We start from the raw sequence: 21,251 nt of genomic DNA, 5'->3' as shown, positions 1-21,251 counted from the left end.
CTGATATTCCGTTCTCAGTATTTCTTAGCAAAAAAGACGCATGCGGAACGTTAGTTAATTACAAAGTCAATGAGTAAGGGTCCATGAATCGTTTAAGAATTGTTTTTGCAGGAACGCCTGAATTTGGATTATCCAGTCTTGAAGCTCTGCACCAATCGCCGCATGAATTAATTGCCGTCTATACTCAGCCCGATCGACCCTCGGGTCGCGGCAGAAAATTGCAGGCTTCGGCCGTTAAGCAATGGGCATTGCAGAGTGGAATTCCTGTTTATCAACCTGCCAATTTTAAAGACGCTACGGCTGTTGAACAACTGGCTGCTTTATCACCGGATGTAATGGTGGTCATTGCTTACGGTCTTATTTTGCCTGAATTAATCCTCAAACTGCCAAAATTTGGATGTATTAACGTTCATGCTTCCTTATTACCCCGCTGGCGCGGAGCCTCCCCCATTCAGCAAGCTATTTTGCATGGTGACCATGAATCAGGGATCACCATTATGCAAATGGATATGGGCATGGATACAGGTCATGTCATTAAAAAGGCTGCAATAGTACTTAATCCTGAAGAAACAGCGGGAAGTTTACATGACAAATTATCACTTCTTGCCGTCGATCCGCTATTAGCTACGCTAAACGGGCTTCCGCACACCCTTGCAGAAGCTCAAGCTCAAAACCCACAACTGGCAACCTATGCTCCAAAAATCAGGAAAGAAGAAGCAAAAATCAACTGGCATCAACCCGCTATTCATATTGAGCGGCAGATACGTGCATTTAATCCATGGCCAATTGCTTTTACCCATATGGGTGAAACAACGATTCGTATTCATAAGGCTAAAATTAACCCTGTTACATCTGATGAAATTCCAGGTACCATTATTGATATCAGTCGAAATGCCATCTTGGTAGCGACAATGCATGAGAGCATAGCCATCGAGAAGCTGCAATTTCCGGGAGGTAAGGTGCTGAGCATTTCTGAATGGTTTAATTCCAGTCGACAACAACTTTCGGTAAATACTGTATTCCAATGAAAAACAGCGCACGATCCCAGGCGATGAACATTTTGTTGTCCTTATTGAAAAACAAAATGCCTCTAAGCCACTTATTAACGGTTCATCCGACACTACCACCTCTGGGGAAGGAAATATGCTTTGGTGTTTGTCGTTATTATTATCAACTGAAATCACTTGCCGACAGCCTGCTACAAAAACCGCCAAAATCGCTGGAAGTTTGGGTGGCCTTGCTCATGGGGTTGTATCAATTGCATTACATGCGCCAGCCCGATTATGCTGTGGTCAAAGAAACGGTATCACTGCTTGAGTCTCATCATGCTGCTTGGGCAAAAGCGCTGGTCAATGCAGTATTGCGCAATTCTTCAAGACGTTATGAGGAGCTAACCAGTCATCTTCAACAAAAAGAGCAATATCGACTGAATCATCCAGAATGGTTAATAAAAGAGGTAAAAAAAAGCTGGCCTGAGCATTGGCAGATGATAATCAAGGAGAATGATGCGCATCCACCAATGACCCTTCGAGTAAACCGTTTAAAAATCTCAAGAGATGACTATCTGGTAACACTTGAAGACAAAGGCATAAAAGCTAAGCCTCACCCCCTGGCAACAGAAGCCATTGTCTTAAATAAACCTTGCGATGTGCATTTTTTGCCAGGTTTTGCGGAAGGATGGGTATCCGTTCAGGATGCAGCCGCTCAACTGGCTGCTCATTTATTAACGTTAAAACCTGGTATGAGAATTTTAGATTCCTGCTGCGCTCCTGGCGGGAAAACCTGCCATATTCTGGAAACGGAGCCTTTAATTAACAATTGTGTTGCTCTTGATATGGATGGAAAACGCTTGCAGAGAGTTAAGGAGAATCTGAGCCGCTTACAATTATCGGCAACCGTTTTGCAGGGTGATGCAACCCATCCTGAAATCTGGTGGGACGGAAAAACCTTTGACCGTATTTTGCTGGACGCGCCCTGCACAGCCACAGGTGTTATCAGAAGACATCCGGACATTAAAATTTTGCGACAGCCAGAAGATGTCCAAACCATTATTCAAGTGCAAAATCAATTGCTCCGACAGTTATGGCCTTTGCTGTCTTCGGGGGGGCGAATGTTATATGCCACCTGTTCTATTTTACCAGCTGAAAATGAGCAGCAAATCGCTCTTTTTTTATCTGAATATCCTGATGCTAAATGTATAACGGAAAAATATCGATGGGGGCATTTCACGGACCATGGCTGGCAAATTTTTCCCGGTGAGCAGAGTATGGATGGATTTTTTTACAGTCTATTGGAAAAGGAATAAAAAATGACAATAAATTGGCCTTTAATTATGGTGCTCTTTGCTCTATCCACACCAGGGGTAATCATCGCTGTGCCGCGCCTAATCCGCTTTCTTTTGCCCGATAGCAGCAAAAGCTTAATTCAGCGTGTCAGCCGCCTTGCCGTCATGCAAACGCTGTTTATGGTATTTATTCTATCCCTTGGAGGAGCTGTCCTTTCACGCTCTACTGGTTTGCAGGCTGAAATCCTTGAAGCCTTTTTGCAAGGAAAAGCCTCCTGGATATCCTTGCAAAATCTTCTAACACCCGTTTTATTATATGCCTTTATTATAGCTCTTGTGTTCTGTGTGTTTTTTTACGGTGTCCTGGCCAGCATTCTGGATGAGCATTCTTTTCAAATTATGAGAAAATTACATCGCACCTTAGGGCTCGATGGATGCGTATTATACGGGGGAGTTGCGGAAGAGATTATCGCGCGTTGGGGTTTGGTGAATGTAACCGCTTTTTTTGCCATACTTCTTACGCACAGTAGAAGTGACAGCATCATGTGGTTCTCTGTCATTATCAGTGCTCTTCTGTTTTCCTTCAGTCAACTGCCAGCTTACATCGCTGCCGGCTGTAAAAAAAATCGACGTTTTATCTTCTCTTTTCTTTTCCTTTATCTATGGCTGGGAATTATGTTTGGTTTCCTTTTCTGGCAATATGGTTTGCTGGCTGCCATACTTAGTCACATGCTATTTCATGCCTTTTGGTCTTTATATGATAAAAAATAAATGAAGAGAATCATCTTAAATTGACATATACTGTTTTATTATCAATAAACATCAAATACACTGAATTTCGCAATGCCACCAACAAAACAGAATATGAAAAAAACAGATTCCTTTTATAATCTGGAAACCATCGGGGGAATGTTATTGTTTATTGCTGCAATGATAGCAATTTTAATCGCAAATTCTCCTTATCGCTTCGCTTATGAACAATTTTTACAGGTTAAAGTTTTGGTCGGTACTGAGGAAATGTTCATTCGCAAACCTCTGTTGCTGTGGATCAATGATGGCTTAATGGCCATTTATTTCATGCTGATTGGCCTTGAAATCAAGCGTGAAATAAAACGTGGTGTGTTGAATAATGGAACCAATGTCCTGGTTCCCGCAGTAACTGCTCTTTCTGGCTTATTGATACCCGCATCCATCTTTATCCTGTTGAATGCGCATAACACGGTTTATCTTAAAGGTTGGGCCATTCCGACGGCTACTGATATTGCTTTTACTCTCGGCATTATCTCCCTTTTATCTTCCCGCGTTCCCCTGTCTTTGAAAATTCTTTTAACCGCCATTGCCATCTTTGATGACATAGCTGCTATTGTCATCATTGCCTTGTTCTACACGCAAAATTTATCGCTGTATTCTCTGTTTATCGCTCTTGTGTTTACCCTCGTTTTGATTCTGTTGAATTATTTCCATTGCCGACGGCCCTCTGTCTATATTGTCATAGGTATTGCTTTATGGATAGCGGTACTAAAATCGGGTGTGCACGCCACACTGGCAGGAATTGTCATCGCCATGACTATACCGGATCAGAAAAATGAATCCATGTTAGAGCGCCTGGAAAACGGAATTCATCCCTGGGTCGTTTTTTTAATTCTTCCTGTATTTGCTTTTGCCAATGCTGGCGTAAGCTTTATCGGTGTAGATGCCTCTGTTTATCTTCATCCGATTGTCCTTGGAACAGCATTAGGCTTATTTATAGGTAAGCAAATTGGAATTTTCCTGCCGCTGAGTTATTTTTTTAAATTCAAGCATTTTTTAAGAAAGGATGGTATTAATCTAATGCAGTTGTATGGCATTGCCTTAATTTGTGGCGTGGGTTTTACCATGAGTCTGTTTATCGGCTCTTTAGCCTATCATCACTCTAATCTGAGCTTAATGGCTATGGTTAAAATTGGGGTTGTACTTGGATCGCTGGCTTCCGGTCTGTTAGGTTTCCTTGTCTTGAAAAAAGCCCTGAAGCCATTAAAATGAGACTTAAGCTTAATCTGAACGTAATAACTCAACTCCTTTGTTGAGCTATTACTTTTTTAAGCGCCTTTTCGCTGCTTCGCTGTAAATTCCAACAACAATTTTAAATCATGGTGTTTAATTAGTATCTCATAATACATCTTATAAGCATCTTTTCCACCCACAGCCGCTTCTACCATTTCATTCAATTCTTCATCGATTTGATTTTTATCTGTTTGCTCCAGGATATCTTTGCACTCAGGAGAGCTAAATATAACCAGATAGACAACAGCCAACGATTGGGAAAGACATTGGCCTATGACTTCTTCATTTAAATAAGGATTCATTTCTTTAATACATCTTATTATTGAATCGCTTAAGAATTCATTTTGCATCAATACATTTCGGAGAATACTGAGCTTTTGCGAAAAAAATTCTCGATAAAAATTGCTATGATGCATCGTTAAAAAAGAATTTTTACTCATCGATAAACCCGATGTTCTATAATAACGTTCTGACATATTAATAATGGATAGGTCAATAGCTGAGTTTATTTTTGAAAGGCCGCTAAGAATAAGCGTACATGCCTCAGCCAGTTTTTTCTCAAACAAAATATCTCTTTTTTTCAACTCGGCTTCTTCTTGAGGAGATAGCATGAAACACCTGTGAATTAATAGACAAAATATTATTTATCCTATTGTATATATGCCCGTCCACTTTGACCAGATATTTCGCAGTTTTTTCAGTAATCTTTCAATGTAATTTCTGTAAGCTCAGAAACAAACTCGGAAGACAACATTTGTTCAATGTTAATAAAATCCATCCATATGGTTTGTAAGCAAAGCAAGACCTTATAACCTAATCGAAGGTTATTTTCCAGTAACAGCTCAATAAGCTCTATCAGTTCTCTGTTTTTATCGTCATCCATCGATGCTTTATTTTCAAATTCAGAAACAGAAGTTTGGATCATTTGTTCAAACATTTGCTCAAAACATGTTTGCATCAGCTTAGGTATACGCTTATTCCCGTCAAATATACGATGATCGGCGCTGATAGATACTGGTAAAACGTCCTGCTCCTCAAATTTTTTGCAGTGTTTATTCCAAACCATCTTACGGTCAATATCCAGCAAGGTGAACCTGCCAGCTTCATTGATGCGCAACGGCGCCTTCACATGCACATAACCACAATGAGATATGTTACTAACACTCATTAATGGATTTCCCGGCATTGGGTATGGATAAACTCCATTATTCATTTCATCTATCGTTTGATTAAGAATACTCTCTAACTCAGGATGGTTCTTTTCCAGGAGTTCTCTTTTTTTATAACAGTAAACCATCATTTTCAAAATACGACGAATTTTAAAAAACAATTCCTGAACCGGTATGCAATGGCAATTCTCAAAAACAATGGTGGCAAGATGATCGCCACAATTCGGCAGCTTCGCGATAACACCTACATAAGTCTCATCAGACTTGTACAGCTTTGAATGACTTAAATAATAACGAAATTCAGGAGCCTTCGTTAACAACAGGCTGACGGTTTGTAACATCAACGTGGTGATGGTGTGAGCGGGAAAAGTCTTGTTAAAAACATCAAGACAACTAACGTTTAAATTAAACTCCGCCACCATGGTGGGATCAGTGGGATTTTTCCATTGGGTCATGTAAATCTTGCGCATAGATGACATTGGAATGGCATGATTTTTTTCAGCATAACGCTGTATTTCAGGAAACATCTCACGCATTACCCGCATACATAATTTCCAGCCTTCGCCTGGCTCAAGATTGATTTTTTCCAACTGTTGACTGTGCTTTTTCTCTAATGATTGCAGAAATTTAATGCTTCCCTCAACGCCAAGTAAAAAAGCAAAAGAACTGTTATATTTATATTGCAAAAAAACATTGGTCAGCAATTGTTCCTCTATATAAGCCAGCTTTTCCTTGATGACATCCATATTCGGAAGACCAATCTCACGATATAAATCAGCCTCACTGATGTGCCGACGTTCATCGGAAAGAATGGTAGCAAAAACCTTATGCGCAATCCCCTTTTCCTGCATGAGAGAGAAAATTTCCTCTATCCAGCCCTCAGCAATCAAATTTAACAGCATTAAGGCAACTTGAGGACAGTTTTCATTGCGAATAAAATTGCAGAGTTGTTCTATATTCTCATTGTATGTCGGAGGCATGGCGTAGGGAGCACAAAGCATGTATACAATTTTAGTGAACACGATGCCATGAAATATCTCATCCAATAACTGGACATGTAATTGTTGCCTGAATAAAGGATTGGATAATTTTGATTTAAATTTCAAGGGCACCTGAATAGCCAATACCTCTAATTGGGCTAACATGGAAAAAGCGTAGATGTAAAACAGCCTGTCATGCTGAATCTCAAAAGGAAGACCGTCTTTGAAAAGCTCATTGACACGCTCTTCAATAAATTCCTGTTCTTCTTCGGTGATTTGTTGCCATCCTTCCTCTATCCATTTTTCGGAGCCCCAGGTTGGCCTGAGCAATGCATTCAATTTATCCACGTCTTACCCTACAATACCCTGCGAGCATGCATTATCAATGATAATTGCATTAAAAAGCAGACAATCAGTTACAAAAGAACAATCATCATACCTAACTGTCAAGAATTTCGTCAAGAAGAGGAGCTCGCTTACCGTCGACTGAAAAAAGCTGTGAGCCAAATAAGATGAACGGATGAAATCTGATTCGAGCAGTGGAGATTCACTTTAACGAAGAAGACTCGAAAAAGGGTCCTCTAATGTAGTTACAGACCCGTCAACCAATCGTACATGACAGCATTGGCAAAGGATACATTTCCAACCTGACAATGCGTTCCTGCTCCTTCAAAGTCACTAAATTCATAATAATCTGCACCGACAGCTTGACAGAATTCATCGAATTGTTTTCGTGGCTCTCCTCCTTCACTGCTGCCAATCATGGCAAAGCAAGGGCACTCAATATTGCTAATCGCTTCGCCCACGATAAATTGCCTCAAATAAACAAAGGTATTTTTAAAGGAATGCCGCCCGTAACGTATCATTAACTGCTCGCTTTGCACCTTCAGAGCTTTTGGAAACTCACTGTCCGGAATAGAGGGAAAATCCTCAATGGTAAAATCCTCTTCATCAGGGATTTGAGTCGGATCGTAACCAATAAATGAAGATAGATAAGAAAAAACATCAAGAATCGGCGAATTGGCAATAAGAGCTTTAATACGTGGCTCATGGCTCGCTGCTCTTGTAACAAAATAGCCGCCTATACTGATCCCAAGCAGGGATAAATGCTCCATATCCACTTCCTGACGAAACTCAAAATGATCAATCACCTTTTTGACCACGTTTTCAAAATCAGGTTCGAAATAGGTATCGGAATATCTTCTGAATACATCCATCTGACCTGGTCCGGCAAAATGAATGACATTATACCCCCGTTGAATGGCAGCCAGCCCACGCATCAAAAATTCTTCTTCTAAGGTGCCGTCAAAACCACTGACGATCATGATGGTTTTCCGTTTTACACCATCATTTGCCGGGGAAATAAAATAGGCTGGAATATGAATGTTTTTATAAGGAATGGAATGGCTTTCATAATGAATATCCATTGCTGTAATTGCCATACCAAAACAATGTTCTGAATTCAAACCCAGTTTTTGATGATGCTCTGAAGAACAGGGAGAATAATATTCAGCGGCTCGATAGGAATTACAGGCTTTAAATAATTGCTCGCGTGCACTGACAATATGATCCTTGGCCAGGCGTTCCATTCCATCCTTTTTCTGCCATTCTGCCAAACGTTCAAACTCCTTGACCCAGTCTTCAGGATCTCCCTGAGAAATTCGATTGGCAAGTCCCAGACACTCCCCAACGGACGCTCCCCCGTAAGTAGAAGAGCCTAATTGGCGGATTAACTGAAAGTCCATCTCAGGATCATCAAAACCTTTCACAGCAATCTTTCCACGACTAATATCGCTCACGTTCATCCCCTTATGTAAAATGGCTTTTCATCATAGTTTATTTTCATTACCATAAGCAACATAGCAAAATTTTTAACAAAAGTTTGTAAAATATACTCTTATCAGCTAAACATTGAACTATGCGAAAATTAACACGCGAATTCTATGCCCGTGACACGGAAACAGTAGCACAAGAGCTACTGGGAAAATATCTGGTGCGACGGCATAACTCCATTGAACAAATTGGCCGAATTGTTGAAGTGGAGGCTTATCTGGGTCAGCATGATTTAGCCTGTCATTCTTCAAAGGGCTTAACGCAGCGCACCAAAACCATGTTTGGCCCGGCGGGATATGCTTACATTTATTTGATTTATGGAATGTATTATTGTACTAATGTGGTGACTGAAAGTGAGGGTATCGGTTCAGCCGTTCTTTTAAGAGCCGTTGAGCCTCTAAAAAACATCAGCGATAAAACCCACGGTCCAGGATTGCTGTCAAGAGCAATGTCCATTGATAAAACATTAAATAATCATGACATGACCAGTGAGCATTTCTACATTGCCGTAGCTGAAGATAAGTCGTCTTTCCTTATCCAGAAAAAACCGCGTATCGGTGTCGCCTATGCTAAAGAGTGGGCAAATAAGGAATTAAGATTTTATATCAAAAACAATCCCTATGTTTCTAAAAAATGACCTCAGTGACTTAGCCGACATTATGCACCACAATATTTCCAGATAAAAATTTTCAGCAAAAAAGACACAACTGCGGAATGTCAAACTCAGAGAAACAGAGAAAAAAACTTCATAGAATTGACTTGATATTCCGCTAAAATCCTCTCAATATACCAAATTAAGGACAGTTTTTTTGCTATATTTTAAATATAAATTACTGAATATCAACTGACTTGATAATGGCAGACCTATTCAGAATAGCAACAAGGAGAGCACGATGAAAAACCACTGTAAACTAAGTCCCTTGGCACTGGGATTATCCCTGGGTGTTTTTTGGGGAGTATCCTTGTTGATCATGGGATTACTGGCTTATTTTCTTTCCTACGGAGTAGAATTTGTCACGGCGATAAATGCTTTGTACATGGTTTATGAGCCTTCGATACTCGGAAGCATCATAGGCGCCATCATTGGCTTTATCGATGCCTTTATCTGCGGTGTCATTATTGCCTGGTTATATAATTGCTTTGGACGCTGCCATGCATGTCATGGGAAAAAAGCCGAATAATGCTTCATTATTCAGGGTGAAACTGAAAAAATAAAAATTTAAGTGTGCTTTCAATGAGAGCACATGATGTTATCTCACTGCTTGCAGGACATTGGCGTTCGTTAGCGCAGACCAAAAGATCTTAATTTTCTGGATGCCTATAAACATATGTGAGTAGCTCATGTTACCCAGCCTGAATTGAGTTTAAAATTTCGAACAAGGACTATTATGTCAACACAAGATAAAGCTAAAAAAGCCCATGGACATATTGTATTAACCTCACACCCAGCCAGCCACACCACAGCCCCTCTGGGTATTAACTGGGCAGCCGAACATCCAAAAGAACGTGGACCTGTAATTGCTTCGCTGACCAATATCAAGCATCGCAATGCCATAGGAACGCACTCCGGTTCCTATTCAGTTTACCGTGCTCTGGCTGTCGCTGCTGGCGTCCTTGATCCCGAACACAAGCCGGATTTAACCAATACAACTCCTCCTATCAACATCGGTCCCCATAAGCAATGGGCAGAAAAAAATAAAATCGTATCTATTGATCCTTGGGGACATGCCGTCGCCGACATATTTGCAGAAGAAATTCATGCCGGTTATGATATTCGCCCCACCATTGCCATCACCAAAGCGCATATTAATATGCCTGAGTTGCAAACGGCCATTCAAAAAGGCCGTCTTAAGCCCGATGGAGTGATTCTTAGGGAAAACGGTGATGTTGTGGTTACTAAAGCCGCTATAGAACCCGTTTGGTATCTTCCTGGCATTGCCGATCGTTTTAACGTATCTGAAGCTGAGCTGCGCCGAACCCTTTTTGAACAAACCGGAGGAATGTTTCCTGAATTGGTTACTCGCAGCGATCTCAATGTCTTTTTACCTCCTATTGGTGGACTGACGGCTTATTTTTTTGGTGATGTTACCACCATTCATGACTCTAAAATTGAGTTATCCTGCCGCATTCATGATGAATGTAATGGTTCTGATGTTTTTGGCTCAGATATCTGTACCTGCCGGCCTTATCTTGTTCACGGTATAGAATTGGGCATTGAATCCGCACAACGGGGAGGAGCAGGGCTCATCGTTTATAATCGCAAAGAAGGAAGAGCTTTGGGAGAGGTCACCAAATTTCTTGTCTATAATGCCCGCAAAAGACAACAAGGCGGGGATACTGCCGCGAAATATTTTGAAAGAACCGAGTGTGTTGCTGGCGTACAAGACATGCGTTTTCAGGAACTTATGTCAGATGTATTGCATTGGCTGGGTATTACTCGTATTCATCGCTTCGTCTCTATGTCCAACATGAAATATGAAGCCATCATCCAGTCGGGCATTGAAATTAATGAGCGCGTCACGCTTCCTGACGAACTCATTCCCAAAGACGCACAGGTGGAAATGGATGCCAAACGTGCCGCCGGTTACTTCTCTCCGAATCGTATTGTCGATATCAATGAATTGGCATTGCCTAAAGGACGCAGCCTCGATGAATAAAGAAGATATTTTAAAAAAATTGCGCAATTTACATACCATTCGCTCGCAAGCTTATCGTCTTCTGGAACTGGCGCAACAAAACAAATTAAAGTATTTCAGCCTGGATGCACAGCAACTTCCAGCTACAGCCAGTTATATTTCTGAAGTCATTATGGATAATTATCCTTCTCTGGAGATACCTTATCACAGCCGCTGGCGTCATTTTGAAGCAGGAAACATTGATCGTATCAAGGAATTGCGTCAACACTTAAACCAGCTTTCAACAAATGAACAAGGGAAACTGTTCTTTGAATTGGTTATCATCAGCGTTTTACTCGATGCCGGGGCCGGTAAAAACTGGTCTTATCATGAAAAAAAAACCGGACAATGGCTTAATCGTTCTGAAGGGCTAGCTGTAGCCAGCCTTGAACTCTATCTTTCCGGGGCTTTCAGTAAGGATGCAAAACAGCCATGGCGTGTGGATGGCCGACGTTTGCTGAGTTTTACAAAAACGCAGTTGGAAGAAAGTTTCCAGGTAAGTACAGCCAACCCTCTTGAAGGGATTGACGGTCGTTTAAGCTTATTGAATCGCTTAGGAAGTGTGATTGGGCAAAAAACAGAATTTTTTGGACCAGAAGGCAGGCTAGGCAACTTTTATTCCTACATCACTTCTTACTCTTCTCAGCAAGAGACATCCGTCCAGACTCTCTTCGAGTCCGTACTGTCAGCCTTTACAGATATCTGGCCCAAGCGACTTCAACTGGCAAATACAGCTCTTGGAGATGTCTGGATTCATACTGCATTAAAAACTGAAGCGCAAGGCTCGGAATACATTCCTTTTCATAAACTGTCCCAATGGTTGACTTATTCACTCATCGAGCCTTTGCAATGGACAGGATTTCATGTGAATGATATTGATTTATTAACGGGTCTGCCGGAATATCGTAATGGCGGTTTGTTAGTGGATATGGGTTTACTGAAAGCAAAAAGCGATAATGTGCTGAATAAACCTCACCGGGCTGAGTCTGAGCTTATCGTGGAATGGCGAGGCCTAACGGTCGCCTTACTGGATGAACTGGCAGAAAGGATTCGTGACCATTTCAACCTTGATGCAGAAAAACTTCCTCTTGCCAAAATCCTGCAAGGAGGAACCTGGGAAGCAGGACGAAGAATTGCTGCACAAAAACGCACTGAAGGTACTCCACCCATTCAAATCATCAGCGACGGCACTGTTTTTTAAGAAAAAGGATAAACATGAGCACAAACATCATTGAAGTCAAACACCCTCTGATTCAGCATAAGCTGACCATTATGCGAAAAAAAGAAACCAGCAGTGCTAAATTTCGAACCTTGCTTCATGAAATCAGCATGCTACTGACTTATGAAATCACTCGTGATCTTGAGCTTGATTTTGAAGACATTGAAACACCTTTAGCCTCTATGTCAGCACCGGTATTGAAGGGGGAAAAACCCATTTTTGTTTCCATTTTACGCGCTGGCAATGGTCTGTTAAATGGCATGCTGGAATTGATCCCCACAGCACGGGTCGGTCATATTGGCTTGTATCGGGATACAAAAACCGCCATGGTAGTGGAATATTATTTTAAATTACCTGAACATATTGAGAACAGAGATATCATTGTCGTTGACCCTATGCTTGCCACCGGTCATACCGCGGTCGCAGCGGTTAATCGAATCAAAGAAGTCAAGCCCAAATCGATTAAATTTCTTTGTCTTTTAGCTGCTCCTGAAGGCTTATCCACCTTCCAGGAAATGCACCCCGAAGTCCCCGTATACACCGCCGCCATTGATGAAAAACTCAATGAGAAGAGTTATATTTTGCCAGGCTTAGGCGATGCCGGAGATAGAATTTACGGCACAAAAATGGATAATTAGAGCAGAGTGCAGGCTGGATTTTTTACCTCAATCCGAATTTACGAAAAAAACGCCAGCCTCGTCTTAATTAACTAGTTCAATTCTTTTTTTAAGCCACCATGCTCTGCCAACACACGTCCCATAGCCTCTTTTAATACAGGGATATTTAAATCAACATCCCCAGCTTTATTGATCCATTGCAAATCTTCAAGGACTTCGCGGCTGCGTTGTCCTCCTCCATAAAGGGCATGTTGAAAAATTTTATCTAGGGTTAAATCCTTAAGATTAATTTTAGATTTTCTTAAAGAACCAAAAAAACCATGCCTATCCATGTCCCAATGTCTTTTATAATGTTTTTCGAAAGCCGTTAACAAATCTTTTTCACTGATATCAAGTTCTTCGGATTGGATCGCCTCCACCTGCGGTGCAGAAAAATGATATTCAATACTGTATTTTTCATAAAATTTTTCGGCAAGAAAGGCATGTAGGTCAGCTGTTGGATGCACATCATCCCAAAACATATAGCCAGTGGAGGGGGAAAGATGTTTTTTTTCGTCGATTTTAAAATCTTTAGATTTTGTAAATGGTGTCCTTAATTTATCCTCCTCAAAACCGTATTTTCCTGGGCTGTTATAGGCTTCGGAAAACAAGCCGTTCACATCAAAAACATCAAACGAGCAATGAGGATATAATTCTTCAAGTTCCTTGCATTTTTCAGCCAGGAGTTTGTTAAAATACTCTGAACACTTCTGGGCATTTTCTTTTTCTGACTTGCTTTTAGCCTGGTATCTTGGTGTGAGTGAGAGGTCAGGTAGGTTAAAGAGAACAAAATGGCGATAGCCATTTTTCATCAAAGCCTTTATATTTTGTATTCTTGCTTGAACAGCACGCTCTGCCTCAATCTCAGAAGGTTCCCGGTTAACCGTAATCAGATCATTGGCCATATCATTACCCATAAGTATGTCCAAAAGCGCGTGTAAATACTTCACGCGCTTTAATATATTCATAAAGGGTTCGTAAACCTTTCCACATCACAATAGGACCGGGCTCACCGTCATGCTTTCGTCCGAGAAAACCTCCTAATTGGGCAATCATTCTCAGAGTATCTTTCAGGGTTGGGGGTTCATTTGGAGGGGGTTTTTCATAGATCATAACATAGGCGGTTTGCCATTCTATGGGCTCAAATAGACATTCACTGCTTAATGATGGGGAAGCACGACCAACCATGGTCATGAACAAAATACGCCAAGCAACAATAAGATACAGAGCGAGGCAAGGGTCAAATCGTTGCTTGTTGCTTAACTGCAATTTTTCAATAGCGCATCCGCTTTTCAATACCTTGAAAAAAATTTCGATCTGCCAGCGACATAAGTACCATTGAATTACTTGTAACGCTGCTTCCAAGTTGGATATAGGTACACTGGTTAAAAGTGTCCACTCGATTGCTTTCTCTCCAGGCGGTGGGTTTGTCTCTGTGGCAATGATTGTTGTTATTTTAACGGGGGTAAAACCTTCTTTTGCTTTATCCCGAGGAGGGAGCAAAGTCACTTCTTTTGCATAAATATCTTGTGCTACTTCTCGTTTTTTTCTATTTCCAAATGAGGACGTAGTAAATGTTATTTTTCCAATACTGGAAGAGGCTTTTACGCTTGTTTTTAATTTATTGCGTTTTTTAGGTTGATTCTCATCCAAAATAGAACGATCGAATGTTGCTCTAATCACCCAATCGGCAGTTCCTTTAGCGAAAGCTGTATTCGCTTCATGATAGATATCATAAATATCACCTTCTCTATCAGCAATATAAACAAATTGAGTATCGGGCATTGCCTTAGCAAGTTTTGTGGCTTTTTTATAACCTCTGACCCACCGGTAACTTTCCTTGTCTTTTATTGCTTTTGAATCACGTTCAGCTCTTCGTTCTTCTGAGCTTCGATGCGTAAATTTTTCCCGTGACCACTGTTCATAGTCAACTACTCCTAAACATTCGCGGTTGGGCGTTACCGCAAGAGTGGGATGAAGAAAAAGACCCCGCACGTTATCTTGTTGAATAGGGCCAATATCTTCACGTTCTTTTTGACCGCTATAGTTAAGCGTTGTTGTGTCTTGAAGCAATAAGATAATCGGATGTTCTTTAATTCGCTTAAGGGTGGCTATGCGATGAGGTTTTATAATTTTTTTTGCGGTAACCGTATTATTCTCAAAAAATCGATAGGCTGCTTTGGTTTCCGACCAACCTTTACAACTTTCAGGTATACTTGATGTTGGTTTATCACTAAACCTTTTTAATAACTCTTTTGCTCGTTTATTTAAACGTTGATCGCCGATATTCACGGAACCATACTCATGGTCGATCCAATCCATGGATAATACTGCCTTTAAAAAGGCAGCATTATCTCAAAAGTAAGGAAAAATTAATATAGCATTACTTATGGGTAACGATATGATCATTGGCCCCTGACCATTCAACGACTAAAGTTTGCGCTTTATGTTCTTTGGACAATTGATGTTGTGCATCATAGGAGAGCAATTTTTCACGTTTTCCAGTCAAGGTGGCAAGAATAAGGCGGCTAAAAAAACGCTTGATGCTATTACTTGGCCACCAATGATAATCAAAAGCCGTCAAACCACCTTCATCATAGTTTCGAACAAAATCAAGTCCTTTATATTTAACATATAAATCATCTGCCAAAAGATAACTGTGCTCAGCCAGTGCTTTTAAATGGGGTTTGCCTTCAATAATTTCATCAGCAATATCCTCAGGTGTTAAATGATATTTAATTTCTTCTTCATCGATGACAAATTGTTCAGCAATTTTTGCACTAATAGTATCCGTCCATGTATAACCGTTGGTAAAACGCCCTTTTGGCGATTTTCCTGCCAATCCACTTAACCAGCGCATAGGAATAAAACCCAACAATTTACGATGAGCCATGGTGCCTCGGTCAGACAAGCTGTCACCCATCATTACAAAATGTCTTATTTTTGCTGGTTTCATACCTCACCCGGGGAAATGCTTATTGTGTGAGCATTATATCTAATTTTTATTAAAAAAAGATTAAGCTTTATTTTTCTTTCTAAAGCAAAATTTATATCTTTTTCTGTCTTTCGAGACTCATTTTGGGATTTGTGCATATAATTGATACATCAATATTGAATTATCAATAAAAGCCGGTATCCTTTTTCAAGAAAATGGATACCGGCTTTTTGAGCTTCTAAATCAGGCAATCGCCATGGCCTGTGATGCAGCATTCAAGACAGCGGCAAGGCGAATGACCGATTGAATGGCTTTTCTACTTAAACCATGTTGAACAAGCTGCCTTGTATGAGAAGCCATACATAAACCACAGCCATTAATGGAGGATACGGCCAGGGCATATAGCTCGAAATCCAATTTATCCACCCCATGAGTATTTAAGCCATTCATACGTAATTGAGCAGGCATGCTGGCAAACTCTTTATCTTCAACAAGATGAATAAAACGATAGTAAACGTTATTCATGGCCATTAAAGTGGCGGCAGTTTTTGCCGCTTCTTCAAGTTCAGGCTGGTAATCAGAGCCGACTTCGGCTTGAATGGCTTCAATTAAGGACGAATTTTTCAAGCTGTAAGCAACAGCTAAGGCCACACCGTAAAACTGCACAGGAGCTAATCCAGTTTGTTCAATATTGCTGAAAAGATTGCTCAGATTAAGACGTATATCCTTAGCAAAATCAGGTAATTGTTGTTTGATCATTTCAATTGACATAATAACTCCAAAAGGACAATTTTTTGCCCTGTAAAATGATGACTTAAATCATGACACAAAAAGTATTTAATACTCTTTATATGAACGATATAAAGGCAATATAGCTGCCTTTATATCGAATTCATGTTAATTAAAGGGTTTCTCCGCCCACAGGTCGGTTACATGGACATAACTCATCCGTTTGCAAGGCATCTAAAATGCGCAGGATTTCCTGGGGATTACGACCTACATTAAGACCATTCACACTGACATGCTGAATGATATTCTCCGGGTCAACAATAAATGTAGCCCGAAGCGCAACTCCGGCTGATACATCGCGAACGCCGAGACCATCGGTTAACTGGCCTTGTGTGTCGGCAAAACTGTATTGATTAAGCTGATACAGATCTTTATGTTCACGACGCCAGGCCAGCTTTACAAACTCATTATCTGTACTTCCGCCTAACACCACTGCATCCCTGTCGGCAAATTCTCCATTCAACTTGGCAAACTCAACAATTTCCGTTGGACAGACAAAAGTAAAATCCTTCGGATAAAAGAAAATGATTTTCCATTTCCCTGCAAAGCTTTTATCTGTGATGGTTTCAAATGCGGATTCGCCGTTTTCTTCGTGATGATTAAAACCAGGCTTAACAGCCACAACCGAAAATTCCGGTAATTTTTGACCTACGGTTAACATATTTTCTCCTTTTTTATTGATTAAGTGACATGCTAAGTATAAGATGACAATAGAATCATTTAAAATGAATAAAATTAATCATGTTAATCGATATAATCAATGAAAAGACTACCGAGCATTAAACAATTACAATATTTGCTGGCTTTACATGAACATGGTCATTTCGGCCGGGCTGCAGAAGCCTGTTTTATAGGCCAATCCACACTCAGCGCTGCCATTACCAATCTTGAAGAAACATTAGGGGCCCAGCTGTTAGAGCGCGATCATAAAACCTTTATCTTTACATCCTTAGGAAAAGATATCGTTAAACAAAGCCGACGCATTATTGAGCAATGCGTTGAAATGACTGAATTTGCAAAACATCAGGGGCAAGCCATGCGAGGTACGCTGCGTTTAGGATGTATTCCGACCATCGCACCTTTTATTCTCGGTGAATTCATGACGTTAACGGGAAAACAATATCCTGAATTACAGCTACTTTTACGTGAAGACACCACAGACAATGTCTTACATGCCTTGGCAGAAGGCCATCTGGATCTGGTTATTTTGGCGCTCCCTTATGCAACGGATCTTTTTTACACTAAAATTCTGGCCAAAGACCCGTTTAAACTGGTGTTACATCGTGATTGGTTAAATAAAGGGTTTGAAAAAGACATTCATTTTTGGCCGGATGAAAGCATCTTTTTACTGGAAAAAGAACATTGCTTAACCACACATGCTTTACAGGCCTGCGAATTAAGGGAAAGCCAAAAAATCAATCCTTTTTTTGCCACCAGTCTGCACACGCTGACACAAATGATCAATAACAAACTAGGAGTCAGTTTTCTGCCCCAAATGGCCATTAATAGTGGCATACTTTCATCCACTGCGCTGATACAACTCACACCGAAAGCCCAAAATGCCTATCGGGAAATTGGTGTCGCCTGGCGAAAAACATCGGCCAGTCAACAAAATTATCAGATAATTGCCGATATTCTCAAAGAGGTTTTAAAGATGAAATGTAAGCCATCCAAGGGCACTGAATGATTTAGACCGCGTGCTGTCAACATGCAAAATCATCCCTGTATGCTAAACTAACTGAAAGCAACAGCAGAAAAAAAGGGACTTTGAATGGCTCTCAATGTTAATTTGCGTGGACCCTCTTTATTACGTGATCCATTACTCAATAAAAGTACCGCTTTTACCGCCAACGAACGTGATCGATTTGAATTAAACGGCTTGCTTCCTCCACATATCGAAACCATTGAAGAACAGCTGGTTCGCTGTTATGAAGCCTATTCCATCAAGCAGGACCAACTGGAAAAGCACATTTATTTGCGTGCCTTACAAGACCATAATGAAACTCTATTTTATCGTCTGATTCTGACTCACATTGAGGAAATGATGCCAATTATTTATACGCCAGTGGTTGGCGAGGCCTGTCAAAAATTTCATCGTATTTATCGCCAGCCTCGCGGCGTATTTCTCAATTATCCCGAACGAAACAAAATAGAGCGTATTCTCTCAGCAATTGCTGCTCATCGTGATGTAAGAGTGATTGTCGTTACGGACGGTGAGCGCATTTTAGGATTAGGTGATCAAGGAAGTGGAGGTTTGGGAATCCCTATTGGAAAACTATCATTATATACAGCCTGTGGCGGCATTCATCCTGCAAATACATTACCGGTGATTCTGGATGTGGGTACAAACAATCAGGAGAAACTGGATGACCCGGAATATTTAGGTTGGAGACACGAGCGTATTTCAGGAAATGAGTATGATGAATTTGTTGACAGCTTTGTGCAGGGTGTAAAAAAACATTTTCCGAAAACCTTATTGCAGTTTGAAGATTTTGCCCAGCTTCATGCTTATCCACTTTTGAAACGCTATCAGGATCAATTGTGCACTTTCAATGATGATATCCAGGGAACCGCTGCAGTTACAGTGGCAGCCATTGTTGCAGCCACAAAAGTAGCCGGCGAAACACTTAAAGATCAACGTATTGCCTTGTTAGGAGCAGGCTCAGCCGGTTGTGGCATCAGCGAGCAACTGGTTCAGGTCATGATACAACAGGGCTTGACAGAGTCAGAAGCACGTTCTCGTTTCTACCTCGTTGACCGCGTTGGTTTACTGCATGACAAAATCGTTGGATTACTGCCTTTTCAACAAGCATTTGCTCAACCCTATGATACAGTCAAGAACTGGCAAGTAAGCAACCCGGATAATATAAGCCTGGAGGACGTTATCCATCAGGTTAAACCCACGATATTACTTGGGGTTTCAGGCCAGCCCAATCAATTCAGTAAATCCATGATTGAAAAAATGTTCTCCTATTGTAAACGCCCTATTGTGCTTCCCTTGTCCAATCCCACATCAAGAGCTGAAGCCATACCTGAAGATGTGTTGAATTGGACCGATGGTCAGGCTCTGGTAGCCACTGGCAGTCCTTTTGAACCGGTAAATATCCATGGACACCATATTGACATTGCCCAATGCAATAACGCCTATATATTCCCCGGGGTAGGTCTTGGTGTCGTTGCCTCAAAGGCAAAAAGAGTTAGCGATAAAATGATGATGGCAGCCGCTATTGCCTTGAGTGAACTAGCACCGGCAATGAAAACGGGTGAAGGGCGGCTTTTGCCAGAATTAATCAATATTCGTCAGGTCAGCCGTCACATTGCCAAAGCCGTTATCCAACAAGGCATCAAGGAAAACCATATTTATCCTTTAGATGATTTAGCGATTGAACAAAAAATAAATGAAACCATGTGGTATCCGGATTATCAGGTATACAGCTAATGGAATATAAAGATTATTATAAAATCATGGGAATTGACCGTTCAGCCACCCAGGAAGATATCAAGCGAGCCTATCGAAAGTTAGCCAGAAAATATCACCCTGATGTAAGCAGTGAGCCTGATGCTGAAGTCAAATTCAAAGAGCTTGGGGAGGCCTATGAAGTCTTGAAAGACCCTGAAAAACGGGCAAAATATGATAAATATGGTCAATATTGGCAAGAACAGTCCCAACGACAAAGTGCAGGTCAACAGCAGTACGGTTATTCTTTTGACGAAGCCACTGCCGCAGATTTCGATGAATTCATCAACAGCATTTTCAGGCAGCGCTCACGTCAAAAAAGCTATCAGTCCTATTTTGATGAAGGACAGGACATCCACGCAAGAATGACCATCAGCCTGGAAGACAGTTTTTACGGAAGAGAAAAAACCTTACAACTTCAGGTGCCGACCCTTGATCAAAATGGATTTATGAATTATGCGCAACGTTCCATCAAAGTCAAAATACCGAAAGGGATTACGAATAAAAAACAAATTCGCTTAAAAGGACAAGGCGGGCTGGGCGTTGGACAAAAAGCCGGTGATCTATACATTGAAATTTACATTCAGCCCCATCCCCTATTTCATTTAAATCATAAGGATATTCATCTCGATTTACCCATTACGCCCTGGGAGGCAGCACTTGGGGCAACCGTACAGGTACCTACCCTTGCTGGGCGAGTAAATCTGAAAATCCCCAAACTATCACAAACCGGGAAACAATTGCGTCTGAAAGGCAAAGGATTACCTGGTAGCCCTGCAGGGGATCAATATGTCCGACTGAAAATCGTTATTCCTCCTGTAGAGAATGAAAAAGCAAGACAGTTGTATGAACAACTTGCAAAATCCTTTGACTATAATCCTCGTGAACATCTGGGAGGAAGCGGATGAACGACAAAAGAAAAACAGATTCAGGGTGTGAAGAATGGTTTGCTTTATCCATGAGCGAAGTGAGTTATTCTTTCGGGGTGGGTACGGAAATCATACAGGAAATCATCGATGAAGGCATTGTTACACTCAAAAAAGACAAACACAATCAGTGGCAATTTGACAGTGAATCGATTCGCTGTATACGTATGGTTTTACGACTCAAACAGGATCTTGGAGTAAATATAGCAGGGGCTGGTCTGGCTCTGGATCTAATGAAAAAGATCGAACAACTGCAAAAGGCAGTAAACAATCAGGGATGAACGA

General features: G+C 41.0%; 21 protein-coding genes. 13 read left to right on the top strand and 8 right to left on the bottom strand.

Going from position 1 to position 21,251, the window contains the following annotated elements; all coding sequences use genetic code 11:
- Positions 1 to 83 precede the first annotated feature (83 nt).
- The 4 genes from fmt (at position 84) to nhaA (ending at position 4,306) form a co-directional block, all read left to right on the top strand.
- The gene (gene fmt, locus E4T55_RS10370; RefSeq protein WP_058500817.1) at positions 84 to 1,028 is read left to right on the top strand and encodes a methionyl-tRNA formyltransferase; all 945 of its coding nucleotides are present in this window, start codon (positions 84 to 86) and stop codon (positions 1,026 to 1,028) included.
- Positions 1,025 to 2,305 (top strand): 16S rRNA (cytosine(967)-C(5))-methyltransferase RsmB, encoded by a 1,281-nt coding sequence (gene rsmB, locus E4T55_RS10365; protein ID WP_058500816.1) that lies wholly within the window; start codon positions 1,025 to 1,027, stop codon positions 2,303 to 2,305. Before fmt ends, rsmB begins: the two co-directional genes overlap by 4 nt.
- A gap of 3 nt (positions 2,306 to 2,308) precedes the next feature.
- The gene (locus tag E4T55_RS10360; protein ID WP_058500815.1) at positions 2,309 to 3,055 is read left to right on the top strand and encodes a CPBP family intramembrane metalloprotease; all 747 of its coding nucleotides are present in this window, start codon (positions 2,309 to 2,311) and stop codon (positions 3,053 to 3,055) included.
- A gap of 93 nt (positions 3,056 to 3,148) precedes the next feature.
- Positions 3,149 to 4,306 (top strand): Na+/H+ antiporter NhaA, encoded by a 1,158-nt coding sequence (gene nhaA, locus E4T55_RS10355; RefSeq protein WP_058500826.1) that lies wholly within the window; start codon positions 3,149 to 3,151, stop codon positions 4,304 to 4,306.
- Positions 4,307 to 4,362: 56 nt separating this feature from the next.
- Here nhaA and E4T55_RS10350 read toward each other — a convergent pair whose 3' ends face one another.
- The 3 genes from E4T55_RS10350 to E4T55_RS10340 all read right to left on the bottom strand — a co-directional run bounded on the left by E4T55_RS10350 (position 4,363) and on the right by E4T55_RS10340 (position 8,281).
- The gene (locus tag E4T55_RS10350) at positions 4,363 to 4,938 is read right to left on the bottom strand and encodes a hypothetical protein (RefSeq protein WP_058500814.1); all 576 of its coding nucleotides are present in this window, start codon (positions 4,936 to 4,938) and stop codon (positions 4,363 to 4,365) included.
- A gap of 86 nt (positions 4,939 to 5,024) precedes the next feature.
- Positions 5,025 to 6,824, bottom strand: coding sequence for a hypothetical protein (locus E4T55_RS10345; protein WP_058500813.1), 1,800 nt, complete (start codon positions 6,822 to 6,824; stop codon positions 5,025 to 5,027).
- A gap of 242 nt (positions 6,825 to 7,066) precedes the next feature.
- Positions 7,067 to 8,281, bottom strand: a complete 1,215-nt coding sequence (locus E4T55_RS10340; RefSeq protein WP_223168309.1) for an alpha/beta hydrolase family protein — start codon at positions 8,279 to 8,281, stop codon at positions 7,067 to 7,069.
- A 113-nt stretch (positions 8,282 to 8,394) separates the two neighbouring features.
- Between E4T55_RS10340 and E4T55_RS10335 the strand changes: the two genes are divergently transcribed.
- The 5 genes from E4T55_RS10335 to upp all read left to right on the top strand — a co-directional run bounded on the left by E4T55_RS10335 (position 8,395) and on the right by upp (position 12,841).
- A complete protein-coding gene (locus E4T55_RS10335; protein ID WP_058500811.1) occupies positions 8,395 to 8,946 on the top strand; it encodes a DNA-3-methyladenine glycosylase in 552 nt (183 codons plus the stop codon).
- 256 nt (positions 8,947 to 9,202) lie between these two features.
- On the top strand, positions 9,203 to 9,490 hold the full coding sequence (locus E4T55_RS10330; protein ID WP_058500810.1) for a bacteriophage holin: 288 nt from the start codon (positions 9,203 to 9,205) through the stop codon (positions 9,488 to 9,490).
- A 207-nt stretch (positions 9,491 to 9,697) separates the two neighbouring features.
- Positions 9,698 to 10,966, top strand: coding sequence for a GTP cyclohydrolase II (locus E4T55_RS10325; protein WP_058500809.1), 1,269 nt, complete (start codon positions 9,698 to 9,700; stop codon positions 10,964 to 10,966).
- On the top strand, positions 10,959 to 12,185 hold the full coding sequence (locus tag E4T55_RS10320) for a URC4/urg3 family protein (RefSeq protein WP_058500808.1): 1,227 nt from the start codon (positions 10,959 to 10,961) through the stop codon (positions 12,183 to 12,185). The genes E4T55_RS10325 and E4T55_RS10320 overlap by 8 nt, the downstream gene beginning before the upstream one ends.
- Before the next feature lie 14 nt (positions 12,186 to 12,199).
- A complete protein-coding gene (gene upp / locus E4T55_RS10315) occupies positions 12,200 to 12,841 on the top strand; it encodes a uracil phosphoribosyltransferase (protein ID WP_058500807.1) in 642 nt (213 codons plus the stop codon).
- A gap of 71 nt (positions 12,842 to 12,912) precedes the next feature.
- On the opposite strand, the gene E4T55_RS10310 is transcribed toward upp, so the two are convergent.
- The 5 genes from E4T55_RS10310 to E4T55_RS10290 form a co-directional block, all read right to left on the bottom strand.
- A complete protein-coding gene (locus E4T55_RS10310) occupies positions 12,913 to 13,764 on the bottom strand; it encodes an SGNH/GDSL hydrolase family protein (protein ID WP_165475161.1) in 852 nt (283 codons plus the stop codon).
- 4 nt (positions 13,765 to 13,768) lie between these two features.
- The gene (locus tag E4T55_RS10305) at positions 13,769 to 15,181 is read right to left on the bottom strand and encodes an IS4 family transposase (protein ID WP_058500493.1); all 1,413 of its coding nucleotides are present in this window, start codon (positions 15,179 to 15,181) and stop codon (positions 13,769 to 13,771) included.
- 61 nt (positions 15,182 to 15,242) lie between these two features.
- Positions 15,243 to 15,815 carry an SGNH/GDSL hydrolase family protein gene (locus E4T55_RS10300; protein ID WP_115325341.1) on the bottom strand — a complete coding sequence of 191 codons (573 nt, stop codon included), beginning with the start codon at positions 15,813 to 15,815 and terminating at the stop codon, positions 15,243 to 15,245.
- A 222-nt stretch (positions 15,816 to 16,037) separates the two neighbouring features.
- Entirely contained in the window at positions 16,038 to 16,565 is a 528-nt protein-coding gene (locus E4T55_RS10295) for a carboxymuconolactone decarboxylase family protein (protein ID WP_058502672.1), read from the bottom strand.
- A 130-nt stretch (positions 16,566 to 16,695) separates the two neighbouring features.
- A complete protein-coding gene (locus tag E4T55_RS10290) occupies positions 16,696 to 17,244 on the bottom strand; it encodes a peroxiredoxin (RefSeq protein WP_058502673.1) in 549 nt (182 codons plus the stop codon).
- 99 nt (positions 17,245 to 17,343) lie between these two features.
- Here E4T55_RS10290 and E4T55_RS10285 point away from each other — a divergent pair, with 99 nt between their 5' ends.
- The 4 genes from E4T55_RS10285 (at position 17,344) to E4T55_RS10270 (ending at position 21,247) form a co-directional block, all read left to right on the top strand.
- A complete protein-coding gene (locus E4T55_RS10285) occupies positions 17,344 to 18,270 on the top strand; it encodes a hydrogen peroxide-inducible genes activator (protein WP_058502674.1) in 927 nt (308 codons plus the stop codon).
- Positions 18,271 to 18,354: 84 nt separating this feature from the next.
- Complete coding sequence (locus tag E4T55_RS10280) at positions 18,355 to 20,022, top strand: NAD-dependent malic enzyme (protein WP_058502675.1); 1,668 nt, start codon at positions 18,355 to 18,357, stop codon at positions 20,020 to 20,022.
- A complete protein-coding gene (locus E4T55_RS10275) occupies positions 20,022 to 20,948 on the top strand; it encodes a DnaJ C-terminal domain-containing protein (RefSeq protein WP_058502676.1) in 927 nt (308 codons plus the stop codon). The genes E4T55_RS10280 and E4T55_RS10275 overlap by 1 nt, the downstream gene beginning before the upstream one ends.
- Positions 20,945 to 21,247, top strand: coding sequence for a chaperone modulator CbpM (locus E4T55_RS10270; RefSeq protein WP_058502677.1), 303 nt, complete (start codon positions 20,945 to 20,947; stop codon positions 21,245 to 21,247). Before E4T55_RS10275 ends, E4T55_RS10270 begins: the two co-directional genes overlap by 4 nt.
- Positions 21,248 to 21,251 lie beyond the last annotated feature (4 nt).

This window comes from Legionella israelensis (genome assembly GCF_004571175.1).
GTDB classification, from domain to species: Bacteria; Pseudomonadota; Gammaproteobacteria; order Legionellales; family Legionellaceae; genus Legionella_D; species Legionella_D israelensis.
The sequence above is the reverse complement of the archived record's forward strand: the minus strand, read 5'-3'. Positions and strand labels throughout refer to the sequence as shown.

What these genes read in the sequence shown, in the direction of transcription:
- nhaA (WP_058500826.1), top strand. Translation starts at nt 3,149, where the DNA reads ATGAAAAAAACAGATTCCTTTTATAATCTGGAAACCATCGGGGGAATG.
- rsmB (WP_058500816.1), top strand. Translation starts at nt 1,025, where the DNA reads ATGAAAAACAGCGCACGATCCCAGGCGATGAACATTTTGTTGTCCTTA.
- E4T55_RS10310 (WP_165475161.1), bottom strand. Translation starts at nt 13,764, where the DNA reads ATGGCCAATGATCTGATTACGGTTAACCGGGAACCTTCTGAGATTGAG.
- E4T55_RS10270 (WP_058502677.1), top strand. Translation starts at nt 20,945, where the DNA reads ATGAACGACAAAAGAAAAACAGATTCAGGGTGTGAAGAATGGTTTGCT.
- E4T55_RS10320 (WP_058500808.1), top strand. Translation starts at nt 10,959, where the DNA reads ATGAATAAAGAAGATATTTTAAAAAAATTGCGCAATTTACATACCATT.
- E4T55_RS10335 (WP_058500811.1), top strand. Translation starts at nt 8,395, where the DNA reads ATGCGAAAATTAACACGCGAATTCTATGCCCGTGACACGGAAACAGTA.
- E4T55_RS10325 (WP_058500809.1), top strand. Translation starts at nt 9,698, where the DNA reads ATGTCAACACAAGATAAAGCTAAAAAAGCCCATGGACATATTGTATTA.
- E4T55_RS10305 (WP_058500493.1), bottom strand. Translation starts at nt 15,181, where the DNA reads ATGGATTGGATCGACCATGAGTATGGTTCCGTGAATATCGGCGATCAA.
- E4T55_RS10275 (WP_058502676.1), top strand. Translation starts at nt 20,022, where the DNA reads ATGGAATATAAAGATTATTATAAAATCATGGGAATTGACCGTTCAGCC.
- upp (WP_058500807.1), top strand. Translation starts at nt 12,200, where the DNA reads ATGAGCACAAACATCATTGAAGTCAAACACCCTCTGATTCAGCATAAG.
- fmt (WP_058500817.1), top strand. Translation starts at nt 84, where the DNA reads ATGAATCGTTTAAGAATTGTTTTTGCAGGAACGCCTGAATTTGGATTA.
- E4T55_RS10295 (WP_058502672.1), bottom strand. Translation starts at nt 16,565, where the DNA reads ATGTCAATTGAAATGATCAAACAACAATTACCTGATTTTGCTAAGGAT.
- E4T55_RS10330 (WP_058500810.1), top strand. Translation starts at nt 9,203, where the DNA reads ATGAAAAACCACTGTAAACTAAGTCCCTTGGCACTGGGATTATCCCTG.
- E4T55_RS10285 (WP_058502674.1), top strand. Translation starts at nt 17,344, where the DNA reads ATGAAAAGACTACCGAGCATTAAACAATTACAATATTTGCTGGCTTTA.
- E4T55_RS10280 (WP_058502675.1), top strand. Translation starts at nt 18,355, where the DNA reads ATGGCTCTCAATGTTAATTTGCGTGGACCCTCTTTATTACGTGATCCA.
- E4T55_RS10340 (WP_223168309.1), bottom strand. Translation starts at nt 8,281, where the DNA reads ATGAACGTGAGCGATATTAGTCGTGGAAAGATTGCTGTGAAAGGTTTT.
- E4T55_RS10350 (WP_058500814.1), bottom strand. Translation starts at nt 4,938, where the DNA reads ATGCTATCTCCTCAAGAAGAAGCCGAGTTGAAAAAAAGAGATATTTTG.
- E4T55_RS10360 (WP_058500815.1), top strand. Translation starts at nt 2,309, where the DNA reads ATGACAATAAATTGGCCTTTAATTATGGTGCTCTTTGCTCTATCCACA.
- E4T55_RS10290 (WP_058502673.1), bottom strand. Translation starts at nt 17,244, where the DNA reads ATGTTAACCGTAGGTCAAAAATTACCGGAATTTTCGGTTGTGGCTGTT.
- E4T55_RS10300 (WP_115325341.1), bottom strand. Translation starts at nt 15,815, where the DNA reads ATGAAACCAGCAAAAATAAGACATTTTGTAATGATGGGTGACAGCTTG.